Annotated in this window: 13 protein-coding genes and 2 pseudogenes; 14 read left to right on the top strand and 1 reads right to left on the bottom strand. The window is 46.2% G+C overall.

Annotated elements, in window-relative coordinates:
• Positions 1–95 precede the first annotated feature (95 nt).
• Both MHI06_RS29655 and MHI06_RS29650 read left to right on the top strand, forming a co-directional pair.
• The gene (locus MHI06_RS29655) at positions 96–2,513 is read left to right on the top strand and encodes an alpha/beta fold hydrolase (protein ID WP_340400029.1); all 2,418 of its coding nucleotides are present in this window, start codon (positions 96–98) and stop codon (positions 2,511–2,513) included.
• A gap of 229 nt (positions 2,514–2,742) precedes the next feature.
• Positions 2,743–4,329, top strand: a complete 1,587-nt coding sequence (locus tag MHI06_RS29650) for an MFS transporter (protein ID WP_340400028.1) — start codon at positions 2,743–2,745, stop codon at positions 4,327–4,329.
• Positions 4,330–4,378: 49 nt separating this feature from the next.
• Here MHI06_RS29650 and MHI06_RS29645 read toward each other — a convergent pair.
• Positions 4,379–5,730, bottom strand: a pseudogene (locus MHI06_RS29645) (transposase).
• A gap of 514 nt (positions 5,731–6,244) precedes the next feature.
• Here MHI06_RS29645 and MHI06_RS29640 point away from each other — a divergent pair.
• From MHI06_RS29640 to MHI06_RS29585, 12 genes and pseudogenes are all read left to right on the top strand, one after another.
• Complete coding sequence (locus MHI06_RS29640; RefSeq protein ID WP_340400027.1) at positions 6,245–6,679, top strand: hypothetical protein; 435 nt, start codon at positions 6,245–6,247, stop codon at positions 6,677–6,679.
• 447 nt (positions 6,680–7,126) lie between these two features.
• Positions 7,127–7,318, top strand: coding sequence for a hypothetical protein (locus MHI06_RS29635; RefSeq protein ID WP_340400026.1), 192 nt, complete (start codon positions 7,127–7,129; stop codon positions 7,316–7,318).
• A gap of 9 nt (positions 7,319–7,327) precedes the next feature.
• Positions 7,328–8,113: pseudogene (locus tag MHI06_RS29630) on the top strand (IS30 family transposase).
• 167 nt (positions 8,114–8,280) lie between these two features.
• Positions 8,281–9,315, top strand: coding sequence for an LCP family protein (locus MHI06_RS29625; protein WP_340400024.1), 1,035 nt, complete (start codon positions 8,281–8,283; stop codon positions 9,313–9,315).
• A gap of 183 nt (positions 9,316–9,498) precedes the next feature.
• Positions 9,499–9,924, top strand: coding sequence for a CBS domain-containing protein (locus tag MHI06_RS29620; RefSeq protein ID WP_062836539.1), 426 nt, complete (start codon positions 9,499–9,501; stop codon positions 9,922–9,924).
• Positions 9,925–10,188: 264 nt separating this feature from the next.
• A complete protein-coding gene (locus MHI06_RS29615) occupies positions 10,189–10,491 on the top strand; it encodes a MazG-like family protein (RefSeq protein ID WP_017691445.1) in 303 nt (100 codons plus the stop codon).
• A 5-nt stretch (positions 10,492–10,496) separates the two neighbouring features.
• Positions 10,497–11,408 (top strand): DUF2232 domain-containing protein, encoded by a 912-nt coding sequence (locus tag MHI06_RS29610; RefSeq protein WP_062837070.1) that lies wholly within the window; start codon positions 10,497–10,499, stop codon positions 11,406–11,408.
• Between the two features lie 11 nt (positions 11,409–11,419).
• Positions 11,420–13,411: a DHH family phosphoesterase gene (locus tag MHI06_RS29605; RefSeq protein WP_340400022.1), complete on the top strand. Its 1,992-nt coding sequence runs from the start codon at positions 11,420–11,422 to the stop codon at positions 13,409–13,411.
• A complete protein-coding gene (rplI, locus tag MHI06_RS29600; protein WP_169482660.1) occupies positions 13,408–13,851 on the top strand; it encodes a 50S ribosomal protein L9 in 444 nt (147 codons plus the stop codon). The genes MHI06_RS29605 and rplI overlap by 4 nt, the downstream gene beginning before the upstream one ends.
• Before the next feature lies 1 nt (position 13,852).
• Positions 13,853–15,214 carry a replicative DNA helicase gene (gene dnaB, locus MHI06_RS29595; RefSeq protein WP_340400021.1) on the top strand — a complete coding sequence of 454 codons (1,362 nt, stop codon included), beginning with the start codon at positions 13,853–13,855 and terminating at the stop codon, positions 15,212–15,214.
• A gap of 444 nt (positions 15,215–15,658) precedes the next feature.
• Complete coding sequence (locus MHI06_RS29590) at positions 15,659–16,945, top strand: adenylosuccinate synthase (protein ID WP_036671866.1); 1,287 nt, start codon at positions 15,659–15,661, stop codon at positions 16,943–16,945.
• A gap of 222 nt (positions 16,946–17,167) precedes the next feature.
• Positions 17,168–17,935 (top strand): hypothetical protein, encoded by a 768-nt coding sequence (locus MHI06_RS29585; protein WP_340400020.1) that lies wholly within the window; start codon positions 17,168–17,170, stop codon positions 17,933–17,935.
• Positions 17,936–18,216: the final 281 nt, after the last annotated feature.

Genomic DNA, 18,216 nt, shown 5'->3' with positions numbered 1-18,216 from the left:
GACTCTTCTCGCTGTTATCTCGTGGTTAATCATGGTAAAATGACTTACGTATAATTCCATATTATTATGTAATTCACTTTAAAGGGGGAAATCGTTTGAACGCGATTAGCAAAAAGGTATACGCTCTCACGCTTACCATGGCCATGTCCATTGCACTGATTCAACCAGCTGTACAGGCGGCAGAAGCCGTAAAACCAACAGCGGCAGTCTCGGAAGCCATCGCATCCAAGGCTACGCAGACACTACAGCAACTGGGATACATAGATGAAATCACAGAATTAACGACTCCGATCACTCGTGCCGAAGCGGCAGTCATTCTGCAACGTGTACTTAAACTGGATGAGCCTGCATCACTTACAGGTTTCGCAGATGTATTGCCGGAGAATGAAGCTGCGCCTGCCATCTACGCTCTGAAGCAAGGTGGGCTCATTCAAGGGAAGGCCAAAGGCTATGCACCGGATGCACCACTTACACGTGCACAAATGGCATCGTTGTTCACGCGTGCATTCGAACTGAAGGATAACGGAATCCAGGTAGTATACAGCGATTCCGATCAGATTCCAGCTGTGCATGCGAATGACGCCGCACGGGTTAAGCAGCATTTTATTATCGAAGGTAGCGCATTTAACGCCAAACAATCGGTGACTCATGGCGAATTCGCAGATGCGCTGTATCTTGCGCTCGGACTCGATGTGAAGTCAGAGGGACTTACACCGCTGGAGGACTTCTTCAAACAGCCGGCTCAGGCAGGGTTCCAGATGTCGCCGGATGGTAATCATCTCGCTTACCTGGAGCCATGGAACAATCGCATGAATATCGTAGTTACCGCAAACGGTCAGGATAAGCCTGTACGCATTACGAGCGAAACAGAACGTAACATCGCAGGATTTGCATGGGCAACCAATGACAAGCTGCTCTACGTGCAAGATAAGGCAGGGGATGAGAATTATCACTTGTATGTTACGGATATCGATGGTAAAAACAGCAAGGATCTGACGCCGTATCCTAACACAAGAGCCATCCTGGTAGATCCGCTTGAGAATATCCCGGATGAGATTCTGGTAGGTATGAACAAGCGTGATCCACGCATCTTCGACGTATACCGTATTAATATCAAGACAGGAGAGGCTGTGCTTGCGGCAGAGAATCCAGGCAATATTACGGGCTGGCTGACGGATCACGAAGGTAAAATTCGTGTGGCTGTATCCAGCGATGGAAATGTGTCTTCGTTACTGTATCGTGAATCAGAGAATCAGCCGTTTGAGCCGCTACTGACTACGAAGCTGGGAGAGACTTTTGCTCCAGTCATGTTCACGTACGATAATAAAAACATTTATGCTGTATCCAACTTGGAGCGAGATAAAACGGCAATTGTAGAGTACAGTCCAAGCAGCAAGAAGGTAACCAAAACCGTTTATGAAAATAAAGATGTGGATGTAAGCAGCTTCATCCCTTCCAAAGAAAAGGGAACCATTCTCGCTGCTGTGTATGAGACAGACAAAGTGAACTATGAATTCTTTGATCAAGAGTTCAAAACGTTAATGCAGGATATCAAAGCGAAAGTACCAGGCAAGGAAGTTAGCATTAGCAATGCAAGCGAGGAAGGCCAGGTACTGTTTGTAGCCTATAACGACAAAACGATGGGTACGTATTATTTCTATGATTCCAAAACAGGCAAACTCGATAAGCTGGCTGACGCTGCACCTTGGATTGATGAGAGCCAAATGTCGGACATGAAGCCCATTACGTATAAGTCACGTGACGGTCTAACCCTTCATGGTTATCTGACACTGCCTCAAGGAGCGAAGGCTTCCGACTTGCCACTGGTTGTTGTTCCACATGGTGGTCCTTGGGCTCGTGATTCATGGGGCTTCAATCCTGAGATTCAATTCCTGGCAAGTCGCGGCTATGCCGTTCTACAGGTGAACTTCCGTGGCTCTACGGGGTACGGTAAGGAATTCTTGGATGCAGGTAATAAAGAGTGGGGTAAAGCCATGCAGAATGATCTCACAGACGGCGTGAACTGGCTGGTTGCAGAGGGAACGGTTGATCCGAAGCGCGTAGCGATCTATGGTGGATCTTACGGCGGATACGCGGCTCTGGCAGGACTAGCATTCACACCGGACGTCTATGCTGCTGGTATTAGCTATGTCGGACCTTCCAACATTTTCACGCTTCTGGATTCACTGCCACCTTACTGGGAATCGGAGCGCAGCATGTTCTATGAACGTGTAGGAGATCCTGAGAAGGACAAGGAACTGTTAACAGCCATTTCACCACTCTTCCACATCGATCAGATGAAGGCTCCATTATTTGTGGTTCAGGGCGCTAATGATCCACGTGTCAAACAAGCCGAGTCAGACCAGATCGTTGAAGCATTACGCAAGCGTGGAGTCGATGTGCCATATATGTTAAAGACCAATGAAGGTCATGGCTTCGCAAACGTGGAGAATCAGCTTGATCTGTACCGTGCGATTGAGAAATTCCTGAATCGTCATCTGATGCAGCCATAGTTCGTTAGATATGAGGGCTGTCCCGCAGGTTCAACCGAATCTGTGGGCAGCTTTATTTTATTGGATCAGAGGTAAAATGAGTCAGATAACCATATTATTAAATTGACATATGGATTTCTTTTGTTTTAAAATGACCAGTGAGTCATTATTATTCAATTCGGTTTAATATATATGTACCAAACCAACTGTACGATACTGAATTTAAGATCTGATCGGGAGGTAACATGTGATGCAAAAACAAATGAAATGGCCGCTGATCCTGTTTGCCATAGGGGTATTTATGGCTGCGCTGGATAATGGGATCATCACCTCGTCACTGACCACCTTAAATGCATCGTTTGGTGTGTCACCAACGTGGGGAGCGTGGACGATTACGCTCTACACGCTTGGACTTGCGGTGAGTGTTCCTATTGCGGGCAAGCTGTCGGACCGTTATGGTCGCAAGAAACTATTTTTGATTGAAGTGGCGTTGTTCGGAATTGGTTCGCTGCTGGTCGCGCTAAGCACATCGTTTACCTTCTTCCTGATCGCTCGCGTCATTCAAGCTTTGGGCGGTGGTGGGATTTTTATCATTGCCAGCTCATACGTATTAAGCAAGTTCCCGGCGGAGCGACAAGGTACAGCCTTGGGTCTGCTTGGAGGGATGAATGGTGTTGCCGCTATCTTGGGACCCAATGTCGGTGCTTTTATACTGGATCTGACTGGCAACTGGCATTGGTTATTCCTGATTAACGTGCCTATCGCCATTCTGCTATTCATAGCAGGTATTCGATTTATTCAGGAAGAGCAGGAACTGAATCGTGCAGCAGTGGACTGGAGCGGCATTGCTGTTCTAACGTTGGGTGTACTCAGTTTAATGTATAGCTTCAGCAATCTGGACGGTGTGAACATGCTTCAAAGCCTGGGATCACCGATGTTCTACGGTTTCTTCTTGGCAGGTGTGATCATTCTGGTGCTCTTTTACTTCATGGAAAAAAGACTGGAAGGATCTGAACGTGAACCTGTTGTATCGACACAGCTTCTAGGCATCGCTTCCTTTCGGTGGACGTTGCTGATTGCCTTTTTCTCTGGAGCCATTCTGGCCTCAGTGATCTTTATTCCCGGATTTGTTGAGCAATATCTTGGCGTATCCAATACGGCCTCCGGGTACTGGTTTACTCCGCTCGCGCTGGCATCCGGCATTGGGGCAGGCGGAGGTGGATACCTCGTTGACCGCAAAGGGCCAATCTGGACGTTATCGGTTGCGGGGCTACTATCCGCCATTGGATTCCTGCTGTTCCCGCTATGGGTAGAGCATATCTGGCAATTTGTCATCGCGAGTACGCTCGTAGGTATCGGCTTCGGCATGATGCTCGGTGCGCCAGTTAACGTACTTGTCACGGAACAGGCGGGGGAGAACAACAAAGGCATCGCGGTAGCGACCAGTTCGTTATTTCGCCAGATGGCTATGGCTATTGCGCCTACGATTTTCGCCGGATTCCTGGCACGTTCTTTTATTAATCTGGGCTCCAACATTCAGACAGGGTTCGCTGATAAAGGAATTCAGGTGCCGCCGGAGATGCTTGAGCAATATGCCTCGGGTGGAGCATCGGGAAGTGATGTCTCCAGTCTGACAGAGGGCCTGTCCCAAATTCCTGATGAAGGTATCCGTGATGTGTTGCTCCAGGCAGTGCATCAAACGACAGGTCAGGGTTACAATGGTCTATTCTGGTCTGCGGTCGTATTCAGTGTGCTTACGCTGGTGGCTGCGCTTATAACAGGACGTCTGCGCCAAAAAGAGAAAAGCCATCATGTGGAAAGTACATCTACAAACTGATGCGATAGCGTGTGAAAATGAAGAGAACAGTGTACCTTTTGTAACTAACTCAACTTTCGCAGCTCAAATCTCCAAACAAACCCTTGATATAGTTGGGTAAACCAGCGATCCAGTCGTGTAGTTGACAAAAAACAGATGTTTTTTTCTTTTTCGTTTTTGCCTCTGCCATTTCAAGAAATAAAGTCATCAGTTGTTGAAGCGCGGTTTGAAAGTCCAGATCTCGAACTTCATCAGCAAAAAGGAAGAAGAGTCCACCGAGAGTCCGATCATCACTGGATTTACGCCGTTCGTATTCCATGGCTAAATAACGACTGAATACAATCGTTGTATGGCTAATCAATTGGTCAAAGGAACGACCTTGAAATTCGGTTCCCAATTTCTAGTAGCTTTTGGTAACTTTAAAAAAGGTTTCAATACTCCAACGCATGCCGTAGATTCGTACGACTTCTACTGAATCCAACGTCATATCCTTACTTAAAATGGCGAGCCATTCCCGCTTTTTATTCCGATTGCGGACAAAAACAAGCTTCACTTGCAGACCGCATGCAGTGTGTACAATTACGGCACCTTTGACTTCTTTCGAATCCGATTTGGGCAGGGTTTGAAACACTTCACGTAGGGTCATTTGCTTTCCTTGTAAGACATATCGCTGCTTTAATTCCTTGATCATTCCAATGACAGGAAGACCTCTGTCCGTGAGCTCCCGAAGCAGTGGCGCTTGCGTAAACCAGCTATCCATCAGCACATAGTCAGCTGTGAATCCTGCATGCAAAGCTTGGTCCAGCAAGCTCACAACCGCATCTGGCTTGCGGGAAAAAGCCTCTATTCGGCGTTTGTACCCGTGGCTACGTCTGGAAAGGTGGGAAGCCATTTCGCATAGACGATTCGCTATTTTGGCTGAGGACAGCATGACAAAATCTAGCGGAGCAAAGCTAAAACCGTCAGACCAGCCAAGCGTGAGCATGGTATATCCCTTCGTGAATTTGCCTGTAGAGTGGTCAAACACACGTGCGAGCAGCTCTACTTTTTTACTCCGGTTTCGGCTAAGTACCGAATCGTCAACGATAAATACACGCACGCGTTGGGAGGAAATGAGCGATTCAAAATAGCGAACAATCTGAAGACTTAACGTCTGCAAAAATCGCCGCCAGGCAAAAGAAGATTGATTTAAGAATCGATAGACAACATCTTTTCCTGGCAGGTCAGCTCCGCGGTCACTTTCCAGAATGCGAAACCAATTCTTTCCTTCAAAACCAACGAAAACACGATTCGAAAAATGGCTAAACTGGAAAGACCAAAAGATTTAGAAATACCAGCGTTTCGTAGAGATTTCCCAATGCGAAGCGTCGCAAAAAGTTTGGAGAAACGGGACTGTTCAGATAGGGAATGTTGTTGTAACATAAGTTACACACCTTTCTTGTTGGTATGGTTGCTCGACACTTCCATATTACCAAACAAGCGAGGTGTTTTTTTGTCAATAGAAGGAGATTCATTTGAATTCTCTTACGCCCGCAAAGGTTTAAGTCAATATCTCAGGTGCGAAAGTTGAGTTAATACTATAAACATGAAAATAAATACATTGATGATGTAGATGAGGTTATTCAAGAATGTGATATCGTTGTAAAAGCAATAGATACCCCAGTTGAATCTTATTCATGGGTTAATAAGGTGTGTGTGGATAAAAAAATACCTTATATAAGTGGCGGATTTATTGACTATATAGGAGTATACGGCCCAACCTACATACCTAATAAAAACCCCATGCGCTGCTTGTAACTCCACTGAAATTCCTTTTAAGAGAAGAGCAGGTAAAGGAGGCACTATTGCCCCATTAACTGGAATAATAGCTTCGTAAAAAGCTTTAGAATGTTTGAAAATTCTTATTGATTGGGGACCAGTAACATCAGCGGGATCAATGGCATTTTATGATTCGGAGTTTTCGAGATGGAAAACTCAAATTATTTATAGAAATGATTCTTGTGATATATGTGGTAATAATAAGGAGGAAAATAAAGATGAACAAAAATGCGATAATACTGATTCTATCGATGTTTATACCAATACTAACGGTTTTTGGAGTTTTTTACGCAAGGCATCTGGACAGAAAAGGAATCCAAGTCGCTCCTCTAGCAGTGGGACTGGGGATAGTAATAACAATTCTTTTATGCACCGTATTATTTATTTACAAGAAAACACGAAGCTAAAACTTTTTTTATCATTAAGTATGGTTATGCCGCTTCTTATTATTATGACTAATCGTCTGGTGCTTGAGGATCAATGGCAATCTTTTTGTATGCTAATCGGGGGTTTATTAATAATATTAGGGAGTAGCATGTTTTTTCAAGCATAAATTATGATAAGTTTATGCGCTATGGGATGATTGGTGCATTTATATACACACTAATTTATTTTATTTTAAACATCATTGCTATTATATTTTTTCCTACAAATGCAGAAGTTACTATTCTATTAAACACTCCTTTAATAAGGTTGACTGATATTCTAAGTTTTATTCAATCCGTTTCTCTGTTAGTTGTGATTCTCTGTATCCTAATATCATTGTGTTTATTAGTAAGTGGGGCAATCATAATGTTACTCCAAACAATTAAAAACGCCTTAATCAAATTAAGACATGTAGAAATGAATTATTAACTACGACTAATTCCTTGAAAATTCTAGGGGTTAGTCGTATATTTTTTTGAATACTTACTATCTGTAACTTGAAAGTTGCTGTCAGCTATCGACTTTCTGACTCACCCCTTCTCCAACCTGGATACCAAACATTAAGAGCGGCCTCTTGGCAACGGTCATGAGAGCGCTACCAGAAGTGCTCCGACAATATGTATCTAGTGGCGGTGGTTTCCGTTTCCCAAATGATATCTTCAGTTTGACTGAAGGTCTGTCTCAAATCCTTGATCCGGGCATTCGGGTTGTGCTGCTGCACTTATTACAGGACACTTTCGTCGTCTGGAAAAGAGAAACTATGTGAGGACAGCTAATTGAGCGCAGCAAGCTAGAAATTCTCCATCGGTAAGGTCAAAGTTTAGGAGCCACGCAAAAGAATTAGTAAGGTATCCTTCAACGATTTGTCGTGAATTGGACAGGCTACTTCATCGCAACCCTATCATGCAGAACAGGCTCAGAGCGCTTAGGAGCGTCGTAAAGCTTCGATCTCACCCGGTAAATGGTCCGAAGTCACCGCTATTACCTTGGAGGAAAAACTTCAGGCGACGTGGTCTCCGGAACAAATTACGGAACGTTTCCGCATTGAAGGCTTGCCGTTGGTCTCCTTTAAAACCTTCTTTCGCTGACTCTACACTGGGCGTCTGGTTCGAGGCACGAACAGGTCCTTCGACACAAAGGGAAGCCTAAGAAGCCCATAGAAACTCGCGGTAAATTCGCGATCGGCAGATCAATTTCGGATCGCCCCAAAGAGGTTCGTTCCCTTGAAACGTTTGGGCACAGGGAACTGGATACCGCGATTCTCATGTCTGATCGCACGGCTTTGTCTATGGAAATTGCACTTGGTGTAGCCATCTCACAGTATCCTACAGGTACTTTTTTCACAGTCAGGGCTGATCGGGGAAAAGAGTTTGCATGTTATGCCAATCTGGAAACAAGCCATGACCTGCACGTTTATTTTGCTGGTTCACTAGATCTATTTAACCACAGACCACGAAAATGCTTGGGTTGGGGAACCGCTGACGAATCTTTTGCAGAGGAACTCGCACTTTGTTTGACAATCTGTCATCCCAAAAAGGAGTCGCTGTTCTTTTCAATTTAACCGGATTGTAACTTTTCATCTTCCCGCAATGATTACAATAGAACGAGCGTAAGCGGTGTCTTGATGCCAGAGAGAGAAAACTTCATAGAACACCGAGTCACAAGGCATCCCAGACGTTTAATTGGTATTATGGATTATCATTTTGACAGTGAAGAAGGAATCAATGGATGAAAAGCAGAACTAAGGATAAGAAGAAGAAAAGAAGAAAAGGCCTATATATAACGCTCGTTTCACTTGTTGTTTTGTTAATCGGAGGTTATTTGTTCCGTCAGCAGCTGGCTGTAGCGGCATTTGATCTGTTTCTCGCCGGTTCGGTAGAAGATCAGTTATCCCGTTCTTATGTACCGCAAGAAGGCAACAACACGCCTGATCCAACGGTATACCGTAAGGAACCATTCTCCGTGTTACTGCTCGGTTCGGACAAACGCGCCTATGAGAAAACGCGTGGACGTTCCGATACCGTCATCTATGCTGTAGTACGTCCGAAGGAATCCCGTGTGCTTCTGGTATCGATTCCACGTGATACGTATGTGCAGATTGTAGGACGGGATGCCAACAAGGATGGCGAAGATGATTATGATAAGTTGGCGCATGCCTATGCTTTTGGTGGGGAGAATATGTCCATCAATACGGTGGAGAAATTCCTTGATGCTGATGTGGGTTATTATGCAACGATCAACTTCGACGGAATCAAAAAAGTGGTTGATGCGCTTGGTGGTGTAAAACTGCCAATTGATGAGGACATTGTGAACAAGAATCCGGATCACGTGAAATTCACGATTGAAGGTGGTAAGCCGATCTATGACGGGCAGGAAGCACTGTATTATGTAAGATACCGTGAGGATAGCGATTTTAATCGTACCAAGAGGCAGCAGATTTTCCTGAACGCGATGGCGAATGAGATGCTGAATTTGAATCAAATCGCCAAAATTCCGGAATTGATTCAGATCATGGGAGACAGCTTCCAGACGGATATGCGAGCTTCTTTCATTATTGATCTGGCTAAACAAGTACTTACTCAGGAGAAACCACAGATTTCAAGCTTCACCATTCTGGGTGAAGGGATGAAAAAAGACGGTATCTATTATGGTCAGGCTGACGAGAAAGATGTCCAATATGCCAAAGAGCTGATTAACAACTGGATGGATCAATCGACCCCAGCCGGTGAAGTAATGATCCCTGACCGGCAAATGATTGAATAATCAATTCCATACCGATGGTTTGTTGTAGACCACAATCAGCAGTACGTTTATTCGCGGGCTGCTGTTTTTTTCTTTGTAGTGAGATCCATGATCCTTTTGGAACATCCTGCGTTCTGATCCGTATAATATAAGTTGAGCGAGATAAGTTGAACGAAGAAATTCACAAGGAGGATACGTAAGGGTATGAACATCGCATTTTTTTTGCTGCCCAAACAAGAGGTTACGTGCGTGACGTCGGATTCTACGCTGCGGCAAACGTTGGAACGGATGGAGTATCATCGGTTTACGGCGGTGCCCATTTTGAATAAGGAAGGCAAATACATTGGTACGGTTACCGAAGGCGACTTACTGTGGTATATGAAGAATGCCGAGGGAAAGATTTCATTTGAAAACGCTTCAAAGTTCTTGCTCAAAGACGTTCCGCTTCGCCTGGATATTAAGCCCGTGTCCATTGACGCCAATATGGAAGACCTGATTAATCTGGCCAAAGTTCAGAACTTTGTTCCTGTGGTGGATGATATGGAACGGTTCATTGGTATTGTCAGACGGAGTCAGATTATTGAGTACTGCGAAGGCATTGTAGCCAAAGAATCGATTAAGGCCAAGTAAGCCGTAACGAATATAAACATTATTGTGACAGCAGGGATAATCACAGCCGTCCGGTATCATGTTAAACTTAAGAAGTCCTGAACCAAGGGCGCATTCGAAGTTTTTTTACAAGTATATATGTCGATTGGATGTACGGAGGACTCCGCATAAGTACCTGACATCAGTTTCGGAGAACTTCTCCGCTTTTTGGGGTAATTTTGCGGGCCCTCTTTTTATGCTATAATCGAGAATAAAGCTTTTTCGGGGGAGAGTGACTTTCGCCAAATGCCTAAAGAACTGGATGTAGCCAAACGCGCTAAAGTGATTGAATGGCTTAAAACCGAAGTACTTGATCAGGTATCCCGATTATTCAAGGCGTTATGGGAAGGCAGTACAACTCGAATCGGGGACAGTCTTGCCAGTTTGATTATGAGTAGTTACATATTGGGCCGCAGGCTCGGTATTCCTTTCAAGGATCTGGATGCACTGCTTGTTGAGAAGTTGAAAAAGCATAAACAGGAAGGTCACCAGCTTGAAGACTGGTACCAGGATATTTCCGCGCTAGAAGATCATATGCGTAAGAGGTGAATTTGTTGAAATTTAGCTTTAAATCAGCTGTTTGGAGTGCAGTCTATCTGCTCCTGCTACTTTCGCTGTTAACTCCTTTATCGGTACTTGCCATATTTTTTATGATGATTCCGGGAGTTATTTTGTATGCTTCATTATCTTTAAAATCATTTATATGGCATCTCGTGCCAGTGGCCGTTATTTTGGTGATATTCCATCCGATCTATCTGCTGCTATTGCTTATCTTTACCCTGCCTGCGCTCGTTATGGGTCACGCGTATAAAACACGTAAATCGGCCCTGTTCACGCTTATGGCGGGAAGTGGCACGATGCTGGCAGAATACTTATTGTTGCTCTTGGTCGGCAGTGTCATTTTCCAATTCGACTTGTCCAGCTACATTGAAGATGTGGTCAGACTGACCATTGAACCGTTAACGAATACATCTAATCAGATGATCAACGGGTTTGCATGGACGCCTGAGATGACCGAGGATGTTGCCAAACAAACGCAGCTTATGATTCCTTTTGCCCTCGTTGTTACATCGATGGTAATGGCCTTCATCACACACGTTATTGCTCGTCCGATCCTGAACGTGATGGGTGTGACGGTGTCGAAGCTTCCACCAGCGAGAGAGTGGCGTATGCCGCGTGCATTGATCTGGTATTATTTCCTCGCCTTGTTGATCGAAGTAATATCTAGACAAAGTGATGGAACGTACTGGACCATGATTGCCATGAATCTGTCGCCGTTAATTAATCTGGGCTTCATGATTCAAGCGATCGGCTTCTTCTTCTTTCTCTCACATACAAAGAAATGGAATCCGGTTATACCGTATTTCCTGGCGGTTGCGGTCTTCTTCATTGGTCCGCTTCGGATTATCGGAATTATCGATCTGGCGTTCCCGCTTCGTGAGGCAATATCGAAATCAAAACGATAGGGTGATGAGTCATGCCTAAATTTCTGAAGAAACGCTGGCACGGCTACTATACCGTATGGGCGTTCATACTGCTGCTGTTGCTCGTGATGTTCGTTACCATCTATAACTGGACGCTTGGTTTGATTAGTCTGATACTGGCTTCGGCGTTGGGAATCGTCATGATTAAGGCGGAGCTCGCGTTCCGCCGTGAGCTTAATGACTACATTAATGGCCTGTCCATTCGGATCAAACGAATGGAAGGGGAAGCGGTCAGCATGCTTCCATTCGGAATTGTGCTGTACAGCGAAGATCGTACGGTAGAGTGGCATAACCGCTTTGTCGCGGAGATGTTCCAGGAGAAGACATTGGTAGGCAATCCGCTACCTAATTTGTTTCCCAAACTTCCTCAACCTAAAGAGAAGAAGGATGGGACCAAGGAACATTCATCCAAGGAGTTCCATGACGAATTCCAGTTGGATGATCGGCATTATGGAGTTATTCATAACCCGCAGGAGCGGTATGTATATGTATACGAGATTACGGAGCTGGCCATTCTTCGTGATAAATATGAAAATGAACGCCTTGCATTGGGTATTCTCGTTCTGGATAATCTGGACGAGGCTGCCCAGGGCATGGACGACCAGCAGCGTACAGCGCTGATTGCCCGTGTGACCAGCGAGATTACGTCATGGGCGAAGCGGTACGAAGTGTACCTGCGCCGTCTGTCTTCTGATCGGTATCTGTTGATGCTGAATCATAAGTCTTTGCAGGAGCTGGAGCAGAGCCGATTTGTCATTTTGGATGAAGTTCGGGAGATGACTGCTGACCTCAAGGTGCCAATGACACTCAGTGTAGGACTGGCGTTTGGATCGGATAGCATCAGCGAGATGGGCGAACTGGCACAGTCAAGTCTGGATATGGCACTTGGACGTGGTGGCGATCAGGCTGCTGTGAAGTCTGGGCAACGCCTGTCTTTCTATGGCGGCAAGTCCAACGCCGTGGAGAAACGTACACGGGTCAGAGCCCGGGTTATTGCTCATGCGCTGCGTGATCTGATGCAGGAGAGCGATCGGGTGCTCATCATGGGCCACAAAATTCCGGATATGGATGCGATCGGCGCATCCATCGGGGTTTGGAAAGCGGCCAGTCTATACAATGTGGAAGCGCGAATTGTTCTGGATGGAATTAATCCATCCATTGAACGCATGATGGAGCAGGTGAACAAGGACGAGAAGTTGTCCAAAGCATTTGTTTCACCGGAACAGGCAACCCAGATGATGACCGAGCACACGCTGTTGGTTGTGGTGGATACGCATAAGGCCTCCATGACAATGGAGCCGAAACTGGTACAGTCTGCAACCCGTGTTGTAGTTGTGGATCACCATCGTCGGGGTGAAGAGTTCATCAATGATGCTGTGTTGATCTATCTGGAGCCTTACGCGTCCTCAGCTGCGGAGCTGGTAACGGAGCTCTTGCAATATATTCATGACAAGGTACAATTCACTCCGCTCGAAGCTACGGCTCTACTAGCCGGAATTACGATGGATACGAAGCATTTTGCATTGCACACCGGGTCCAGAACGTTCGAAGCAGCAGGCTTCTTGCGTCGTAGCGGTGCGGATACCATTATGGTCCAGCGGTTGATGAAAGAGGATCTGTCAGAATATATTGCTAAGGCAGAAATCATAAAGCATGCTAAAATGGTATACGGGAACATTGCGCTGGCGGTCACGGACCCTGGCAGCAAGATTCCACAGATGATGATCGCCCAAGTGGCGGACACATTGCTGAACATGACTGATGTGGTCGCTTCATTTGTGATTAGTGAGCGTCCGGATGGACTGATTGGCATCAGCGCGAGATCGCTGGGGCGCATGAATGTTCAGGTTGTCATGGAACGACTGGGCGGTGGCGGACATTTGACGAATGCTGCCGTGCAGCTTGAAGGAACGCTTGGAGAGGCAGAAAAACGGCTGACGAATGTACTGGCTGAAATCGAAAAGGAAGAGGGGCTGTTCGAATGAAAGTCATTTTTATAAAAGATATGAAGGGTCAAGGTAAGAAAGGGCAAGTGAAAGAAGTATCTGAGGGCTACGCACAGAACTTCCTGTTGCCACGGGGAATCGCACGTCCAGCAACGGATGGCAACATGAAGACACTGGACAACCAGAAAGCTGCTGAAGAAAGAATCAAGCAGGAAGAGAAAGCAGAAGCGGAAGCACTCGCGAAGAAGCTGGAAGCAGAAGTGACTGAACTGAAAGCCAAGTCCGGCGAAGGTGGTCGTCTGTTCGGCGCCATTACCAGCAAACAAATCGCAGAAGCTTTGTCTAAAAAGGGTCTGAAAGTAGACAAACGCAAAATTGAGCTGGACGAGCCTATTCGTACACTCGGCGTAACACAAGTAACTGTCAAGATTCACCCTGAAGTGAAGGCAACCTTGAAGGTACAGGTAACGGAAGAGTAAGATGGGCGGCGAAATGTTATTCGACCGGATTCCCCCGCAGAACCTGGAAGCCGAACAGGCCGTGCTGGGTGCAATCCTGTTGCAGGGCGAAGCCCTGATTACAGCGATGGAACGGGTGCAAACCGAGGATTTCTATGATAAGCCCCATCAATTAATCTTTGAAGCGATGATCCAGCTTGGTGAGGGAAATCAACCGATTGACCTCGTGACACTGACTTCGCTTCTGAAGGATAAAGGTGAGTTGGAGGACATCGGCGGCGTTAGTTATCTGGCAAAGCTGGCTCATGGTGTACCTACAGCCGCGAACGTAGACTATTACGCTCAGATTATTGAAGAGAAATCGATGCTGCGTCGCCTGATTCGTACGGCAACACAGATCGTGAGCGAAGGATATACAGGCGGCGAAGATGTTGTTGCCATGCTCGGAGAAGCTGAGCGTCGCATTCTGGAGATTTCCAACCGTCGCTCTAGTAGTGGTTTTATAGCCATTCAGGACGTACTGATGGAAGTATTTGATCGTGTAGAAACCCTACATCAGAACAAGGGAACAACGACGGGCATTCCGTCCGGATTTATCGATCTGGACAAAATGACTGCCGGATTCCAGCGCAGTGACTTGATTATTGTAGCGGCCCGTCCTTCCGTAGGTAAGACGGCGTTCGCCCTGAATATCGCTCAGAACGTGGCTATTCGTGCCCAGGAGACGGTAGCCATCTTCAGTCTGGAGATGTCAGCCGCCCAGCTGGTGCAACGTATGATCTGTGCGGAAGCCAACCTGGATGCAAGCGTTATGCGTATGGGTGACTTTAAAGGTGATGAAGACTGGCAGAAGCTGACGATGGGTATTGCAGCATTGTCAGAAGCCAACATCTTTATAGATGATACGCCAGGCATTACCGTAGCAGATATTCGTGCCAAATGCCGTCGTCTGAAGAAAGAGAAAGGCCTTGGCATGATCCTGATCGACTATCTTCAACTGATTAGTGGACGGGGTAAAGCAGGGGAGAACCGTCAACAAGAGGTATCCGAGATTTCACGTACACTGAAACAGATTGGCCGGGAACTGGAAGTTCCGGTTATTGCCTTGTCCCAGCTGAGCCGGGGTGTAGAGCAACGTCAGGATAAACGTCCGATGATGAGTGACTTGCGGGAATCGGGTTCGATCGAGCAAGATGCGGACATCGTAGCGTTCCTGTACCGGGATGACTACTACAACCAGGAGACCGAGAAGAAAAATATTATCGAGATCATTATCGCGAAACAGCGTAATGGTCCGGTAGGTACGGTGGAACTGGTCTTCCTGAAAAACTTTAATAAATTCGTCAATTACGAGAGGGCGCACAATGACGCCTTCGCGATGTAACGGACAGGTGCTGACGGCTTCGATCAGGAAGAAAAATCGTCTGTCCCGAAGATCAACCATTAGCGTAACTGGATTTAAACATGTGATATAAATACCAGATATAGATTCGTATGGAAATGGGAATCCTTGAACCGGTGATAGCAGTCAAGCAAGCTTGGACTGTAGTCTCCGGTTTTTTGTGTCGAAATAGTGGGTAAATCCCGAACATTACAGTTGTACTATATCTAATTGTTCGCCATTTGATTTGACTTTGAAAAAGGGTACTGGTACACTAATACTGCTGCGTTAAAGCAGCGCAAACCTTCCCTTGAATGTAACGGAAGGAGATTTTTACTGTCCGTTAGCACGCTTCTCAGTCGGTTTATTGCGTAACATGCCTGCCGGGATAGAGGACGGACAGACCAATACAAAGGTGCGCAAGGCACCCACGGAGGAATGTTAACTATGTCAACGGTAGTTGTAGTGGGAACGCAATGGGGAGACGAAGGTAAAGGTAAGATCACTGATTATTTGGCGGAGAGCGCTGATGTGGTGGCTCGTTATCAAGGTGGTAACAATGCGGGTCATACAATTCTAATTGATAACAAAAAATATAAACTGACGATGATTCCTTCAGGGATTTTCTACACGGATAAAGCGTGTGTTATTGGTAACGGAATGGTTATCAACCCGAAGGCACTCATCGAAGAAATTAACTATATTCATGACAATGATTTCACAACGAAGAACCTGTCCATCAGTGAGCGCGCACATATCATCCTGCCATATCACATGGTATTGGATGCACTCGAAGAAGAGAGCAAAGGGCCGAACAAAATCGGTACGACTGGTAAAGGAATTGGCCCATGTTACATGGACAAATCAGCTCGTATTGGTATTCGGATGGTTGACCTGCTGGATGCTGAAGATTTTGAACTGAAACTGCGTCATCTGGTCAAAGAAAAGAACCGCGTCATCGAGCAAGTCTACGGCGGCCAGCCTGTTGATGTGGAAGAGATTCTGCAAGATTACCTCGGATATGCTGAAATTCTGCGTCCTTACGTACGTGATACATCCGTTGTTCTGAACGAATATATTGATGAGGACAAAAAAGTATTGTTCGAAGGCGCACAAGGCGTTATGTTGGACCTTGATCAAGGAACTTATCCATTTGTTACATCATCCAATCCGTCCGCAGGCGGCGTATGTATCGGTTCTGGCGTAGGCCCGGCTCGTATCCAGCAAGTCATTGGGGTAGCAAAAGCCTACACAACTCGTGTAGGAGATGGCCCATTCCCTACGGAATTGCACGATGCAATCGGCGACCAAATCCGTGAGACTGGACATGAGTACGGTACTGTAACTGGACGTCCACGTCGTGTGGGTTGGTTCGATAGTGTTGTTGTTCGCCACGCACGTCGTGTCAGCGGAATCACAGGTCTGTCCCTGAACTCTCTGGACGTAATGACAGGTCTGGAAACGGTGAAAATCTGCACAGGATACAAATTCCGCGGCGAGGTTATCACACACTATCCGGCAAGCCTCAAAATGCTGGCAGAATGTGAAGCAGTATACGAAGAGATGCCAGGCTGGAGCGAAGATATCACTGGAGCTAAGAAACTTGAAGACCTGCCAGTGAACACACAGAATTATGTAAAACGTGTTTCCGAACTGACAGGCATTCCAATTGCCATCTTCTCCGTTGGTCGTAACCGTGAGCAAACGAATCAAGTTCTGCCAATCTACGAATAATCAAAGAAATAGATAGATTGTTTCTTGAATTATAAAATAGGATACTCTGCCGACTCAGGCAGTAAAACCTCCAGTTGTTGCTTTTATAGCGATGACTGGAGGTTTTTTTGTATGTTTTTTGGATATAATCCCGAGATTTCCGTCAATACTGGTTAACAGTAGAGTCACAGACCCCAGCATGCGCATGCTAGACGGGTGGGATAATCGGAGGGAGAGAACGGAATGAAGTTGCTTGTGTGGTTTGTCAAAATCGTGCTAACCGTGTTGCTGGTCAGTTCACTGACACTGCTCACGACCGGATTAATTGTACAGTCCTATGCGAAATCGCTACTCGCGAGTTTCAATATTCAGTGGGAAGGTCAACCCATGGGATTAACCGCCATGTTCCAGGGTGCATTGGGTGGTAAAACCAGTGAGGGGAACAAATCAGGAAATGGCACAACAGATCAGCCGACAGGAGCGGACGAAGAGCAGGTTCCGGAAGATGCTGTTTCAGTTATGGGAAACGGGTCGGAAGGCGGTGAATCTGGCGTAGATAAAGGCAACAGTGGGTCCCAGGGGGCCAGCTCAGGCGAGGGAGCAGGAGAAGGCTCAGGTACAGATTCGACCGCAGGTTCGAACTCAGGCGTGAATGCAGGCAATGGGTCGGATAGCGGCACAGGTAATGAATCTGGAACAGCACAGGGGAGTGGCTCAGCTTCGGGGAACGGAACCGGAGCGACCAGCGGTAGTGCTCCTTCAGGTAATGATGCCATTGTCGTATCGCCGGATGATATCACAGGAGCGAAGGATAAGCTGCCTGTAGAGGAGAAAGAACGGATCTTCAGCTTACTTATGAACAAGCTACCGCAGAAAGAAATGCAGCAGATCTCAGGCGCCATGGAAGGCGGCCTAACAGAACAGGAACTGCGCGAGATTGAACAGGTGATCTCGAAGTACCTGACCAGTGAAGAGTACGACAACCTGATGGAAGTACTGCAGACAGAATAAGATAGGCAAAGCAAGCTATTAGACTATTGGAGATGATCTAATGGTTCCTGATTTCGTTTACGTAATCCTCTATCAGAGCTGATCTGATGGGGGATTTTATTTGTATTTTTATGAAAAAGAAAGCATATTTCAGTGGGTCTTAGAACCTAGTCTTAAATTGCGAATAAAAGTACATAGTACAGCCGATGTTGAGGCATAATGGGTGATGGACCAGTCGTGCTATCTTATGGATAATTCAGGGAAACCAAGCGGGGCGTGGTTTTGCGGTGTGACACGTAAAG

The organism is Paenibacillus sp. FSL H8-0079 (assembly GCF_037991315.1).
GTDB lineage: Bacteria > Bacillota > Bacilli > Paenibacillales > Paenibacillaceae > Paenibacillus.
The sequence above is the reverse complement of the archived record's forward strand: the minus strand, read 5'-3'. Positions and strand labels throughout refer to the sequence as shown.